Origin of the sequence: Rhodohalobacter sp. 614A (assembly GCF_021462415.1) — a bacterium.
Classification (GTDB): domain Bacteria; phylum Bacteroidota; class Rhodothermia; order Balneolales; family Balneolaceae; genus Rhodohalobacter.
The window spans coordinates 945343-959502 of the sequence record NZ_JAKEDS010000002.1 but is presented as its reverse complement, the minus strand read 5'-3'; the positions used below and the strand labels follow the sequence as shown (position 1 = coordinate 959502).

Sequence of the window (14160 nt, the reverse complement as noted above, 5' to 3'; positions counted from 1 at the left end):
TTGGATGCTTATGCCGTCAAATTGAAGAAGCCCTCTCTAAACACAGCAGATGGAGATACAGTTGTTGTGGGATCAGTGGGGGCTAATCTGAGTTATGATGTAACGGAGATCCGAGCAAAAGCAGGTTCCACGCTCACCATTAAATATATCAATCGCGGGGATTTACCTCATAACGTTGTAATCGTGAAACAGCGCTCGGATATTAACCCGGTAGGTGTGGCTGCACTACAGGCTTCACAAACGGAGTACATCCCTCAAGATGAAGCGATGCAGCAACGTATTATTGCCAATACGTCCTTGTCAAAACCAGGTGAAACAGTGTATGTAACGTTTACGGTTCCGCCTCCAGGCACCTATCCATATATTTGTACGTATGCTGGTCATTTTACGATGATGCAAGGCGATTTAATTTCAGAATAAACCCCAGAATCTATGAAATTTGGTGTCAGCCTTTGGCTTTGGACAGCCCCTGTAAATAACAAAGTAATCGAGGAATATGCTCCACGAATTGCCGATTTAGGATTTAATACCGTAGAAATTCCTTTGGAAGCTCCCGAAGAACTGGATTGCGAAAGAGCACGAAAAGTTGTTGAAGATAACGGGTTAACGCTTACTACTTGTGCGGCTATGGGAGGGGGGAGAGATCTGATTCATCCAGACAAGTCGGTACGAGATGCAGGAATGAAATATATGAAGGATTCTCTTAATGCGGCCGAAGAACTGGGTTCTGAACTTTTTGTGGGACCACTGGCATCAGAAGTGGGGCGTCTTTGGGACGCTAGTGATGCTCAGCGAGAAATGGAAACAAAACTTTTGGTTTCTCAACTTCAGGAGGTGGCTAATTATGCCGCATCAAAAAACATTACGATTTGCCTGGAAGCGTTGAATCGATTTGAAACAAGTTTTTTGAATTTAACCAGCCAGGTCTGTGATGTAATTGATCAGGTAAATCACCCAAACTGTAAGGTAATGATTGATCTTTTTCATGCCGGAATTGAAGAAAAAAATCTTGGTGATGCTATACGAACAGCAGGGGATAACCTGTATCATTTTCAGGTGGCTGAAAATGACCGCGGGACTCCGGGAACCGGGCAGTTCAACTGGGATGAAATTGCCGTTGCACTGAATGAGATCGGGTACGATCAGCATATTATCATCGAAACGTTTACGCCAGATAATGAACTACTGGCAAAAGCCGCTGCAATTTGGCGTCCACTTGCAGAAAGTCCGGATCAACTGGCTAAAGACGGACTTTCATTTCTAAAAAACCTTTTAGCGTAACAATTCCCTTAAAAAACAAAAATAAAAACTATCTGACCATGACTGATAAACAAGTAAACATAGCTATTGTAGGTTTAGGATTTGGAGCTGAATTTATCCCGATTTATCAACGCCACCCAAATGCAAATATGTACGCTATCAGTCAGCGTACGGAATCACAACTCCATAAAATTGGGGATCAATTTGGCATTGAGAATCGATACACTTCCTACGAGCAGATGCTGGAAGATCCGGAGATTGACGCCGTTCATATCAACACGCCCATTCAGTTACACGCCAAACACTCGCTGATGGCTCTGAGGGCCGGCAAACATGTTTCCTGCACTGTTCCCATGGCCACCACTATTGAAGAGTGTGAAGAGATCGTAGATACAGTCAAACTAACCGGGTTAAAATATACGATGGCAGAAACGGTGGTTTATAGCCGTGAATTTTTGTTTGTGAAGGAGTTGTATGAAAAAGGAGAGCTGGGTGAGATTCAATACCTTCAAGCCAGCCATCCACAAGATATGGAAGGATGGCCGGAATACTGGGAGCGCATGAAACCGATGCACTATGCCACACACGTGGTAAGTCCGGTACTTGGGCTGATGAACAAACCCGCAGAATATGTATCCTGCTTCGGGTCGGGAAAAATCAGCGAGGAATTAGCTGAGAAATCCGGTTGTTCATTTGCGGTACAATCGGCTCACATCAAGCTGAAAGGTTCTGATGTATCCGCCCACATTTACCGAAGTTTGTTTGATACGGCCCGCCAATACCGCGAAAGTTTTGATGCGTACGGATCGAAGAAATCGTATGAATGGCCATTGATTGAGGGAGAGAAACCAGTTATTCACACAGCAAAGAAGCCTGAACCCGAAATTGCTGAACGAGTGGAAGTTCCTGATTATGGACATCGTCTGCCGGAAGAAATCCAGGCATTCACCCAAGCCGGCGTGTATGATGCAGAAGACTCAGCACATCTGTCCTTTATCCAGGGAGGCGGACACGGAGGCTCTCACCCGCACTTGGCTCATGAATTTGTCAGTGCGATTATTGAAGATCGAGATCCGTATCCCAATGCAGTTCAGTCTGCTAACTGGACCTGTGTAGGACTGTTGGCACACGAATCATCCATGAGTGGTGGAGAGATCAAAAAACTGCCAGAATTTACATTGGGATAACATCATTTTCCATAACTGGAAAAACCGGCACATGTTACTTTAATTGATGTTTAACAACACCTTATCCCGGACAATGAAAGTTGTTCGGGATTATATATTTAAAAAATTGTGATTAGGTTATCAAAAAATGACTGTTGGCACACAAATTATCTATGAATGGTAGAGAGGTTAAAAACCTGCCAGAATTGTATTTTGAATGAGAACACCTTTGTTAACCTCAATGCTCAATTAGCTATGTACTATTCTACAATTTCCGTAACTGTTTTCTCTGGCGAATCATATCCGAGACAAGCCAGATAACAGGATAGACAGGGATAAAAATGGCCAGAGCATAAAATAACATCTGTCTGGATGTTTTTCGGTCACCTTCTACGATTCCGGCAACTCCTGCCATCCAGAAAACAAAGAACATAAAAATCAAAAAAGAGACGATTAACGACCCGGCAAATCCAAAAAATCCATGCAGTGTTTCAAGCATATGCTTTGTTTAAAAAATTCTTAACTTTACGAGACATTCATCTCCTCTCAAACATAATGGGTTATCGCAACATTATCTATAAAGTTCGGTACATTTTTTTGAGTTGGAATTCATTTTTTAAATATACAGTATCATGCCAGCAACGGTTTCTATAGTAGGCCGTCCAAACGTAGGAAAATCAACACTCTTTAACCGTTTAATCGGCCGGAGGAAAGCCATCGTGCACGACGAGTACGGTGTGACACGAGATCGCCATTACGGCGAGAGTTTCTGGAATGGACAAAATTTCTCTGTGATTGACACAGGCGGGTATCTGCCGGACGAATCGGATGCCATCACTTCAGGTATTCGCGAACAAATTCATCTGGCTATTGATGAATCAGATGTGATTCTTTTCGTGGTTGATACGGAAACCGGCATGCATCCGCTTGACCAGGCCGTGGCAGAAATTCTTCGAAAGCAGGAAAAACCAGTTCTCTTGGTTGTGAACAAATGCGATAATGAAGAAAAACGGTTAGAAGCCGTTGAATTTTATGGACTTGGCTTTGAAGAAATGTACCCCGTTTCATCAATCAGCGGAACCGGTACAGGGGATCTTCTCGATAAGGTTGTTGAACAACTTCCGGATAAAGATGGGGAAGAAGAGGAAAAATATCCTAAAATTGCATTTGTGGGCCGGCCCAATGTTGGCAAAAGCAGCCTGATGAATGCACTGCTGAAAAGTGATCGGTGTATTGTAACCGAAATTCCGGGTACTACGCGCGATGCAATCAACAGCAGGCTGGAGTATGAAGGGGAGACGTACATTATTGTGGATACGGCTGGACTGAGGAAAAAAGCCAAAGTAAAAGAGAATATTGAGTTTTACAGTACGGTTCGTACCGACCGGGCCATTAAAGAAGCCGACGTTGTGGTGCTATTGCTCGATGCCATGCAGGGCTTCGACGAACAGGATAAACGAATTCTGCGCGAGGCCGAAAACTTTAACAAGGGGATAATCATTGTACTCAACAAATGGGATACCGTACCCGATAAGGATACCAATCTTCTGAAAGAATTCGAGCAATATATCTACGGAAAAGTTCGAACACTGGACTACATTCCAATTATTTCCATTTCGGCCAAGACGGGGCTTCGGATTGAGAAAGTACTCGACTTTTCGAAAAAAGTGATTGAACAGCGCAGAAAGAAAATTTCCACTCCACAGCTGAATGATTCCATTGCAAAAATTTTGAAAGAACGCCCGCTGCCCGTCAAAAGGGGAAGACAATTAAAAATTCAGTATGCGGTGCAAGTGAAATCGAATCCGCCGGTGTTCAAATTTTTTATGAATAATCCTCAGGAACTCCCACCCAACTATAGACGTTTTTTAGAAAACAAGTTGCGAGAATATTTTGGTTTCGAAGGAGTGCCAATCACCATGGTATTCCGGCAGAAATAGCAATTAAAATCGCATAATAATCTTTGAACAGAATTGTCCAAAGGGTTATTTTACCTGAGTTGTTAATCCCAAGGCATACTTATAATTAAATTATAGCATGCAGAATAATCTTGATCAGCCGGTAGCAAATGCTCTAAGTGAAGATTACCAACGGGAGCGCACATTATCATTTCTTGAAAAGCTTTACATCCCGGAAATCCTAAAAGCACTTTGGTATTCTTTTAAACAGATGTTTGCACCATCATTTACTTTGAATTATCCTGAAGAGAAATGGAGTCCGCCGGATATATTTCGTGGGCGTCCGGTTTTGGTGGAAGATGACGGACAGGAGAGATGTGTGGCTTGTGGCCTTTGTGCACGTGCTTGTCCACCGTTGGCAATCAGTATGCAGGCCGATGAGAAAGCTGATGATCCAAAAGAGCGATATCCAAATGTATTCGAGATTAATATGCTGCGATGTATTTACTGCGGATATTGTGAAGAAGTGTGCCCCGAAGAAGCGATTGTGATGAGTAAGGATTACGACATTGTTTTTGAATCAAGAGAGGATGCAGTGTATGACAAAAGCCGCCTTTTGGTGCCGAAAGAAGACCTGAAAGAACGGCTCGATTTTTTGAAAAAATATAAAAATAACCAGTTTGGCCAATTTTGGGACTTCCAGGAAGAAAACAACATCCATTCCGTGCGAGACAGAGATCAGAAATGGAATACGGGACTTTCGCTTGTTGATATGCTTGAACAACAGAAGAAAAACGATGCTTCCGAGGCGTCATCAAATTGGTCTGTGTAAGATAGATCATATATAGAATGACTAACCAGGAAATTACGCAAGAAAAAGTAAACGAGTTACTCAGCGATGCAGAATACCTTCTGGATGAAGCCGAAGCTCTTAAATATGTAATAGACGCTGTTCCATATTCCGAAACCCCGCCCGAGGGATTGTCTATTTACAATATGCTCAAGCTGATTGATCATGCCCAGGCGAACTATTACAGGCCCATCACCGAAAGGGTGATTTCTGAAAACAGATTGGTCAGGCTTTCTGATTTCGAACATTATAAAGATACTTTTGAGGAAATAACCGATGAAGAGGAGATCAATATTCAGAAAACGCTCAGTAAAATCATCAAACATCGGGCCGCACTCATTAATGTTTTTAAACGAATTTCTCTTATAGATTGGGAAAAAGAATTAAGAGGGGATAGAGGAGAGTTGTTATGCCTTTTTGATTTGGCAAGCAAAATGATTCGGGATGAGCGTAAAACATTGAAAGAAATTGCCGACCTTGTATTGATATACCAAAACGAACGGCAACATCAACGAGAGATCGAAAAAAAAGCCTCTCAACAGAAATCCTCTTAAGCTGACTATTTTGTGGACGCAACTTTTCTCAATTATTACGGTAGTCGTTTCGCTTGCGATTGTCTACAAGAAATTTCCTTCCACAACCCGTGACATTAAATATCTCAGCTTAACCGCTTTGTTTGGATGGCTGATAGGGGATATCTCGGTGGCAACCAATATTCCGTACCAGGCAAATCTTCATATCTTTTTGCAATCGTTTGCTTTGTCTTTACTGCTGATTATTTACCTTATTTTTATCCGCCAAAGAAAGCCAGTCATCTTTCGGTATCCATATTACATCGTGTTTATTCCGTTGTTAATACCCATTGCGGAGTTGATTGTAATGCAGACAGAAATAATGAAGGAAATTATTTTAATGTCGCTTCACGGCGTATCCATTCTTGTATTTATTCTGTTGACTGTTGGATATGTGAAAGAACTTCAGCATAAACTTCTTACAATACTGGGAGTGATACTTTTACTATGGGGATTTACTTTTTACTGGATTCTGCAGAATTATTACATCGTTTTTGAATGGGCCTGGGGAATTACCAACTCATTGGGAATGATTGCCTGTATGTATTCTTTTTCCGACTTACTGCTATTTAACGAAAACCAATCCATTGATTCATGAAAAAAGGAGATAAGGTTCAGGACTTCTCACTACAAAACACACAAAAGGAATTCGTATCTCTATCTGATTTACTAAATGACGGCCGCAAAGTTGTCATTCTTTTCTTTCCGCTGGCATTTAGCAGCGTTTGTACGAAAGAACTTTGTACAGTTCGTGATAACATGAAGCTATATAACTCCCTGAATGCCAATATTATAGGAATAAGTGTTGATAGCCTTTATAGCCTTAGGGAATTCAAAAAAGCCAATAATTTATCATATCCGTTACTTAGTGATTTTAATAAAGAAGTCTCCGGGAAATTTGGTGTTTTGGATGAAGATTACTTCGGAATGAAAGGAGTTTCTATGCGTTCAGCCTTTGTTGTCAATCATGAGGGGATGATTGAATACGCCGAAGTGTTGGAAGACGATGGCAATCTGCCTGATTTTAAAGCCATTCAGAAAGCATTAGATAAGTAAAAGGGAAGAGGATAGCCAAGATTTAATAATATAACCTCATCTTTACTTTACATAATATATATTATACGACAAATATATAATACTCAGAATGGGTTCGTCTTTTTTATTGATGGTTAATCCTCGGTAACATCCACGTCAAATATTCCCTCTTTATTTGGTTTGACAAAAATTTTGTCAAGCACAGAATCCATATTAATCTTGTCCTGGACTAAAATGTACTCTTTTTCCTGATTGTACTCCGTTTTACTCACCAGTCTGGCTTTGTCAATTACCAACAAAAGTACCTGCCGCCTGCCTTTGAAATGTTCATTAATATACTCTTTCAATTTATTTGCTTTTACGCAGGCAATGCCGTCTTCATATCTGCTTCCTTCAGGCCTGAAATAACCGCCCTGGTTAAATTCCTGCCACTGTCGCTTCGATACTACATGAAAAATTAGATTTGAGCTCATATAATTTATTTTATTGTCTTCTTTGTGTTGCTATGTGTAGAATGGCATCGCCTTTATGAACGACCGGGCAATTATTAATTCCGATAATCCGTCCATCAAAACGACTTTTAACTTTTTTCTTTTCATTTCCATACGGATCAGTAATAAATCCCAAAATCATTCCTTTCTCAACGTAATCACCCAGTTTTACTTTAGCATGATACAAACCGGCAAACGAAGCTCTCGCCCAGTCTGATTTCTCGTAGATTTCAGGATGATGCGGTTCGGGGGCTTCATCTATCATTCCCAAATGTTTTAAGAGCCTTAGAGTACCGTTTATTCCTTCCTGAATTCCATTTTCGTCAAATCTCATGGATTCACCGGTTTCATAAACCAGAATGTGCTTACGCTTTTTATAAGCTGCTTTTCGGAATGATTTATCGATTAACGGGGAATGAAGAATAATCGGCGGTGCAAATGCTTTGGCCAGCTCAAGATTCTTTTCTATATCCAGAACACAACGAATCTGGGGATAATTAGATCGGCTGCTTCCGCCCGTATGGAAATCAATCCCAAAATCTATTTTTGGAATGATCTGATTCATGATGGTGTAAGCCACTAATTTTGCTAAAGATCCGGATTTACTACCGGGAAAACTTCGGTTAATATCTTTCCCATCCGGAACGCCCCTCGCATTCTGTATAAAACCATAAACATTCATTAACGGAATCGCAATAATCGATCCTTTCTCAAGGTTTAAGTATTTGTTAGCCAATAGGCTACGAACAATTTCAATACCATTTATTTCATCTCCGTGAAGCCCGCCGGTCAATAATACTACAGGTCCGGGCTCTTTTGCCCTGATGACTCTCACCGGCAGATCGATATTTGTATAAGTTGGTAACCGGGCAATTTTAAGATCTAACTCCTTCTTTTCACCCCTGCCAATTTTTTCCCCGTTAATTTCGATAATATCAGGCATCGCTTTTCAATCTACGGCGTCCATTGTTCTTTTTGGAACGTTCAATCAATTTCTCAACATATTTGATCACTTCAATGGCAATATCTTTCCCCGTCGCTTTTTCGATGCCTTCAAGCCCTGGTGATGAATTCACTTCCAAAATTAAAGGGCCACGGTCTGATTGAAGCATGTCAACTCCTGCGATGGACAAATTCATCGCTTTGGCAGCCGTTAGTGCGAGTTCTTTTTCTTCTTTACTTAATTTTATGAGAGTGCCGCTTCCCCCCTGGTGCAAATTTGATCGAAATTCTCCTTCTTTGCCCTGGCGTTTCATCGCCCCGACAACCTTATTTCCAATCACAAACGCACGTATATCGGCACCTTTTGCTTCTGAAATGAATTCCTGAACAATCACGCGGGCTTTCATGCTGTGAAAAGCCTCAATCATCGATTCTGCAGCTTTTTTGGTTGGTGCGAGCACAACTCCATAACCTTGCGTTCCTTCAAGTAATTTGACGATTAAAGGAGCTCCGCCAACACTATCAATAATTTTTGTGACTTCCTTACTGTAGTTTGTGAAAACCGTTTTAGGCATTCCCACATTTGACCTGGCTAAAATCTGAAGGCTTCTGAGCTTATCTCTTGATCGGACCAAAGCTTGTGATTCAACCGCTGAAGGCACGTTCATCATTTCAAACTGACGAACAACGGATGCGCCGTAAAAAGTTACAGATGCACCTATTCTGGGAATTACAGCCGCAACATCCTTAATTTTTTCTCCATTGTAATAGATGGCCGGTTTGTCCTGTTCAATAACAATGTCACACTTCAGATGATCTAAAACGAGAGCTTTATGCCCTCTCATTTCAATACTTTCAATGAGGCGTTTCGATGAATAAAGATTCTTGTTTCTTGATAGTATGACTATGGTTAATTGACTGTCTGACATTAAATTATACTATTTTAATAAAAATTTTTTAGATACATCTACAATAAAATGTCCTGTTAAAAACTTACGTCCTATAAGTACAGGATATTTCATCTCCGACCGGTTCGTAAGGGATAACTCAATTGTTCTGTGATATCGTGAGAATTTGGTTTTCTGCTTGATTACCACGCGTTCTTCAACCTGAGCATTTGAACTTTTAACCGGCTTTATTTTAAAAATCGGACATTCGTATTGTGTCTCTTCATATTCCGGATGATCCGGATCCAATACGTAAAATCTGACCCAATCTTTACCGTCTTTTTTAAACGGTTCTATATGATGGCAATGAAGGCTTGAGGTATAAGCTCCAGTGTCTATCTTGGCATCAAGGTTGAACAAAGACAGATTGGGCAAGTCTATCTTTTCGATCCGGCCAATTGTTATTTTCTTATCGTTTTCCTGCAATCCTGTTCCTTATTTTCAAGTTTTGAAAATACGTTGTTTATGGTTTCCAAGCATTTCCTATTTTAGCAGAAATCCCAATTGAAGAACATTTCTTCATGAGTCATCATTTAAATAGATGTTAAACTATGAGTTTTATCAACCGTCAACAACAGCCAATCCTCATCCTCGATACAAAGCGTTGTAAACGAAATATCGCCCGAATGGCAGAACGCGCAAAGGAGGCAAATTGCGTTTTTCGGCCACATTTTAAAACCCATCAATCCCAAACGGTCGGACGTTGGTTCAGGGATGTCGGTGTATCGGGAATTACAGTTTCGTCGGTATCCATGGCTCAATATTTTGCTGAAGACGGTTGGGATGATATTACCATTGCATTTCCATTCTTTCCGAAGCAAATCGACGGACTCCGGCAGTTGGAATTAAAAGCCAAATTGAGACTTTTTGTTAACTCCACTGAACATCTCGAGCTTCTTAATCGGGAGCTTAAAAACCCTTTTCAATTCTTTATAGAAATTGATCCAGACTATGGAAGAAGCGGTATCCACTACAAAAATGTTGATCTGATTAAAAAATTGATTCAATCATCAGAAAGGTTTGAAAATGCGAGTTTCCATGGCTTTTATATCCATGATGGCCGAACATACGGTTCGCGAGGAATCGATGAAATCAAAAATGCCATCAACCCTACAATTGATATTTTGCTTAATCTGAAAAAGCAATTTCCTGAAGCCAAAATTTCATTGGGAGATACGCCTTCAGCCAGTGTATCTGATCGTCTCCATGAGATGGATGAAATGACTCCGGGAAACTTAGTTTTTTACGATTACATGCAGGTACAAATTGGTAGTTGTAATCTTGATGACGTCGCCTTATTTGCTGTTCTTCCTGTGGGACAAACATTTCCAAAATCAGACAGGTCAATTCTTCACGGTGGCGCTGTCCATTTGTCAAAAGAATTTATTATTACCAACGAACAAAAGAATTTTGGACAGATTGTTGACTATTCTTTGGATGCAGATGTTAAAGAAGTCAATGGATTATTTTTAAAAGCTCTCTCACAAGAACACGGCACATTAAACGGCCTTCCTCCGGTTGAGAGGGACTCTGTATGGCTCTGCCCTATTCACTCTTGTCTGACCGCAAATTTGCATAGAAATTACTTCACTCCTGAAGGCCAAACCATTTCTAAGAGAGTTTTATCATGAAGGACGAGAAGCTTGTTATCAAAGAAAAATATTCGAAGTATTGGCCAACCGTTGCTGTTTTAAGCCTCATTTTGTCGCTCGTTATATTTGTCTCGTATCACTTTATTGATAATGTACTTTGGATCGGCTATTTAAGGTTAGCTGCATTTGCATTTTTTGCAGTGGCGCTTCTCAGTTTTTTTAAGGTTTATGATGGACAAGTTGAATTAACAGTTCTTGTAGATGAGGAATTTTTTAAGTCCACATACAAGGTTCGTAATGAAATCATTTTCGAGTCAGAACAACCCCGGTCAGATTTTCATCAAATAAAAACCGATCAACTCCCAAACAAGAGTATTTATAATGATTTCATGATGAACGATAAGTGTGTTCGCTTTCAGAAAAAAGACGAGAATGCCTGGTATTACTTTAATGAAATTGAGAGCCGGGTTATTCCGCTTAGTGAAGAAAATGCCAATACACTTAGGGATTTTCTGAAGATGTATTCAGAAGCTTAAATGCCGTCTTCAAGGGGATTAGGATCGTCCGTAAAGGCCTGTTTCCAAAATATATAAGCGCCTAGGGCCAGTCCTTTTAAAATGAAGAAGGAAAAGACAATCATCAGGCCAATATCCTGTAAGACAATTATGAGGATGAAATAAACGACGAGCAGGATGAGTCGGTTTTTGTATTTTTTGATTGAAGCTCTGTCAAACCGCGGAATTTTATCGAATGGTACCGTGCTGACCATCAAAAAAGCGAGAACGATAACAACCGGGATTAGCACAGAAATGATTCCATGCTCAAATCCTGAAAACCAGTCTAACCTGTTTCTGAATGTGAGATAGAACGCAGAAATCATGATGGCAAATGCCGGAGTGGGCAATCCACGGAAATAGTCAATTTCACTTATTTTGGACTCTACATTAAACCTGGCCAGCCTGATGGCTCCACATAGCGGCGCAAGCGCACTCAATAAGATCCCAATGATTCCAAGTTCATGAAATGCAAAATTATAGACGAAGAAACCCGGGGCGGCAGCAAAAGAAATGACATCGCTTACCGAATCAAGTTCCATCCCGAATTCGCTGGTTGAGTTTGTGAGACGGGCCATGAAACCGTCAAGTACATCAAACATGCCGGCTAAAACAATCAGCCAGGCACCTGTCACGAAATTTCCCTCATGAACCAAAAGAATGGAGAGAAATCCACAAAAGAGATTCATTAAAGTAAAAAAACTGGGGACAACAATTTTGGGAAGAGGTTTTATTTTCCGCTTCTTGAATCGGTTTCTGAATCGTTTTTTTTGGATAGGGTATTTCATCTAACAGGTCTTCACAAAGAAGTTTGATTCACGAAAAGTATTGTTAATTATTTAATAGTGAAAAATCTATTCAACCACAGCCAGAACAGATTCACCGGCTACAGTTCTGTCCCCTTTTTTAACTTTAATTTTTATGTGTTTGGGAAGTAATACATCCATCCTGGAACCAAATTTCATAATACCAAACCGCTGACCGACTTTTATTTGATCCCCCTCTTCCAGGTGATAAACAATTCGACGCGCCATAAATCCGGTTATTTGTTTAAATAGAATTTTCATCCCACTGGCATGTTTAACTCCAAAATGGGCTCTCTCATTCATTTCGGAGGCATGATCTTCCCAAGCCATCAGGTATTTTCCGGGATAATATTTAACGTATTCCAGATCACCACTTATAGGAACGCGATTTACATGCACATCAAGAGGCGAAAGAAAAATGCTGATTTGGGTAGCAGGTCCGCCCATATATTCATGTTCTTCCGTTTCCTGAATAAGAACCACCCGGCCGTCTGCCGGAGAAATGATAAGACTGTCATCGGTTGGTGGATTTCGCTTCGGATCTCTGAAAAAATAAAGAATGAGCCCACAAAGAATAATTAGCAATGGATAAAAAATATATCCAAGCCAGGGCGGACCAAACGAAACGGCAACCGCCACTGAAATGCTAAATAGAAAAACAACAAAAATGGTGCTGTAACCTTCTTTAGCGAACATCCATTAACCCCCGAATGTGCGAAGTATATCGTTGAAGGTTATCAGGATGAAGAGACCTATCAAAAGAATAAATCCAAGCTGTTGTAGTGCCATTCGTACTTTGGGTGAGGGTTCTCTGCGCGTAATGCCCTCGTAAGCCAGGAACATAAAATGTCCACCATCCAAAGCCGGAATGGGCAGCATATTCATAATAGCGAGCGTCACGCTCAAAAAGGCAGTAATGTTCCAGAATCCGCGCCAACCGGCAGCATCCGTTGCTTCTCTTGTGATGCTGGCAATAGCCACAGGTCCGCCTAAATTTTCCCTAACGGAAATATCGCCCGAGAACATTCTGCCCAAGCCCTGAATAATTCCAAAAAATGTATCATTTGTGTTGTCCAGGCCAATTACAAATGATTGAGCAATGTTGTAGGTTTTTCGCTCGTATTCGAAAAATTCCAAAGGATTTGGAGATTGAATACCAATTTGATTTGTCTCCGGATCCGGAGTAACCTCCGTTTGAATCAACTCTCCATTTCGATCAATTTCGAGTTGTAAACTTCCTTCAGCCTCCTGGATATGGTCAACCAATTGAACCCAGTAGTTTACAGGTTCTCTATTTACTGAGACAATCTTATCTCCTGCCTGCAAACCCGCACCTTCAGCAGGACTGTCTTCCATTACATTGGAAATGGAACTTGGCAAACTGAGCGTTTCATGAATAAATCGGCCTTCTTGATTAATCCTATCCAAAAAATTGGGAGGTGGAGTGATATTAACAGTTTCTCCACTACGATTTACCATAAAACTCAAATCCCTGTCAGTTAAAGCAGCAGGGTTAAAAAGATCATTGAAATGTTCTACACGTTCGCCATTTATCCCAATGAGCTGGTCGCCTGTACGAAAGCCGATTTCATAAGCCAACGAGCTTTCTTCGATATAGACACTTTCTACAGATGAAACAGGCAGCATTGTTTCACCATAGCTCCAGGTCATTCCTGTGTAAATCAGCACTGCCAGAATCATATTAAAAATTACACCGGCAAGAATTACAATAATTCGCTGCCAGACAGGACGGCTACGAAATTCATCGGGTTTTACTTCCTCCTCAAGAAAAGAATCGTCCATGGATTCATCAATCATACCGGCAATCTGTACATAACCGCCAAGAGGTGTAGCACCAACTACGTATTCGGTCTCTCCTTTTCGGAAGCCAAAAATTTTAGGAGGAAATCCAATAGAAAATTTATTCACTCTCATTTTGAAAAACTTAGCCGCAAGAAAATGTCCCAATTCGTGAAAGGTGACAAGAATAAATATTGCAGCTATAAAAATGAGAATTGTAGAAGATATATTTACAATCCAATCCATC

General features: G+C 40.7%; 18 protein-coding genes. 10 read left to right on the top strand and 8 right to left on the bottom strand.

The window, feature by feature from the left end; genetic code table 11:
• Positions 1–21 precede the first annotated feature (21 nt).
• Genes L0B18_RS12890 through L0B18_RS12880 form a run of 3 tightly spaced genes read left to right on the top strand, consistent with a single transcriptional unit; the run spans position 22 to position 2447 of the window.
• Positions 22–420, top strand: a complete 399-nt coding sequence (locus L0B18_RS12890; RefSeq protein ID WP_234572197.1) for a plastocyanin/azurin family copper-binding protein — start codon at positions 22–24, stop codon at positions 418–420.
• Positions 421–432: 12 nt separating this feature from the next.
• Positions 433–1281, top strand: a complete 849-nt coding sequence (locus tag L0B18_RS12885) for a sugar phosphate isomerase/epimerase family protein (RefSeq protein WP_234572196.1) — start codon at positions 433–435, stop codon at positions 1279–1281.
• A 38-nt stretch (positions 1282–1319) separates the two neighbouring features.
• Entirely contained in the window at positions 1320–2447 is a 1128-nt protein-coding gene (locus tag L0B18_RS12880; protein WP_234572195.1) for a Gfo/Idh/MocA family protein, read from the top strand.
• A gap of 244 nt (positions 2448–2691) precedes the next feature.
• Here the strand turns inward: L0B18_RS12880 and L0B18_RS12875 are convergent, their stop codons facing one another.
• Entirely contained in the window at positions 2692–2925 is a 234-nt protein-coding gene (locus L0B18_RS12875) for a hypothetical protein (RefSeq protein WP_234572194.1), read from the bottom strand.
• A 133-nt stretch (positions 2926–3058) separates the two neighbouring features.
• Here L0B18_RS12875 and der point away from each other — a divergent pair, with 133 nt between their 5' ends.
• The 5 genes from der to L0B18_RS12850 all read left to right on the top strand — a co-directional run bounded on the left by der (position 3059) and on the right by L0B18_RS12850 (position 6802).
• Positions 3059–4366, top strand: a complete 1308-nt coding sequence (gene der, locus L0B18_RS12870) for a ribosome biogenesis GTPase Der (protein ID WP_304622019.1) — start codon at positions 3059–3061, stop codon at positions 4364–4366.
• A gap of 97 nt (positions 4367–4463) precedes the next feature.
• Positions 4464–5156, top strand: a complete 693-nt coding sequence (locus L0B18_RS12865; RefSeq protein ID WP_234572193.1) for a NuoI/complex I 23 kDa subunit family protein — start codon at positions 4464–4466, stop codon at positions 5154–5156.
• A 17-nt stretch (positions 5157–5173) separates the two neighbouring features.
• The gene (locus L0B18_RS12860; RefSeq protein ID WP_234572192.1) at positions 5174–5728 is read left to right on the top strand and encodes a hypothetical protein; all 555 of its coding nucleotides are present in this window, start codon (positions 5174–5176) and stop codon (positions 5726–5728) included.
• Between the two features lie 10 nt (positions 5729–5738).
• Entirely contained in the window at positions 5739–6344 is a 606-nt protein-coding gene (locus tag L0B18_RS12855) for a hypothetical protein (protein ID WP_234572191.1), read from the top strand.
• Positions 6341–6802, top strand: a complete 462-nt coding sequence (locus tag L0B18_RS12850; protein WP_234572190.1) for a redoxin domain-containing protein — start codon at positions 6341–6343, stop codon at positions 6800–6802. The genes L0B18_RS12855 and L0B18_RS12850 overlap by 4 nt, the downstream gene beginning before the upstream one ends.
• 113 nt (positions 6803–6915) lie before the next feature.
• On the opposite strand, the gene L0B18_RS12845 is transcribed toward L0B18_RS12850, so the two are convergent.
• From L0B18_RS12845 to L0B18_RS12830, 4 genes are read right to left on the bottom strand one after another with little or no spacing between them, the layout of a single operon-like run.
• Positions 6916–7254 (bottom strand): DUF952 domain-containing protein, encoded by a 339-nt coding sequence (locus L0B18_RS12845; protein WP_234572189.1) that lies wholly within the window; start codon positions 7252–7254, stop codon positions 6916–6918.
• 10 nt (positions 7255–7264) lie between these two features.
• Complete coding sequence (locus tag L0B18_RS12840) at positions 7265–8215, bottom strand: succinylglutamate desuccinylase/aspartoacylase family protein (RefSeq protein ID WP_234572188.1); 951 nt, start codon at positions 8213–8215, stop codon at positions 7265–7267.
• Positions 8208–9143, bottom strand: coding sequence for a 30S ribosomal protein S6--L-glutamate ligase (rimK, locus tag L0B18_RS12835; RefSeq protein ID WP_234572187.1), 936 nt, complete (start codon positions 9141–9143; stop codon positions 8208–8210). Before rimK ends, L0B18_RS12840 begins: the two co-directional genes overlap by 8 nt.
• A 9-nt stretch (positions 9144–9152) precedes the next feature.
• A complete protein-coding gene (locus tag L0B18_RS12830; RefSeq protein ID WP_234572186.1) occupies positions 9153–9587 on the bottom strand; it encodes an ATP-dependent zinc protease family protein in 435 nt (144 codons plus the stop codon).
• 125 nt (positions 9588–9712) lie between these two features.
• On the opposite strand from L0B18_RS12830, the gene L0B18_RS12825 reads away from it, so the two are divergent.
• Both L0B18_RS12825 and L0B18_RS12820 read left to right on the top strand, forming a co-directional pair.
• Positions 9713–10792 carry an alanine racemase gene (locus L0B18_RS12825; protein WP_234572185.1) on the top strand — a complete coding sequence of 360 codons (1080 nt, stop codon included), beginning with the start codon at positions 9713–9715 and terminating at the stop codon, positions 10790–10792.
• Entirely contained in the window at positions 10789–11289 is a 501-nt protein-coding gene (locus L0B18_RS12820) for a hypothetical protein (RefSeq protein ID WP_234572184.1), read from the top strand. Before L0B18_RS12825 ends, L0B18_RS12820 begins: the two co-directional genes overlap by 4 nt.
• Here L0B18_RS12820 and pssA read toward each other — a convergent pair.
• The 3 genes from pssA to rseP form a co-directional block, all read right to left on the bottom strand.
• Positions 11286–12095 (bottom strand): CDP-diacylglycerol--serine O-phosphatidyltransferase, encoded by an 810-nt coding sequence (gene pssA, locus L0B18_RS12815; RefSeq protein WP_255695638.1) that lies wholly within the window; start codon positions 12093–12095, stop codon positions 11286–11288. The genes L0B18_RS12820 and pssA overlap by 4 nt on opposite strands.
• A 66-nt stretch (positions 12096–12161) precedes the next feature.
• A complete protein-coding gene (locus L0B18_RS12810; protein WP_234572182.1) occupies positions 12162–12809 on the bottom strand; it encodes a phosphatidylserine decarboxylase family protein in 648 nt (215 codons plus the stop codon).
• 3 nt (positions 12810–12812) lie between these two features.
• Positions 12813–14159, bottom strand: a complete 1347-nt coding sequence (gene rseP, locus L0B18_RS12805; protein ID WP_234572181.1) for an RIP metalloprotease RseP — start codon at positions 14157–14159, stop codon at positions 12813–12815.
• Between the last annotated feature and the right edge of the window lies 1 nt (position 14160).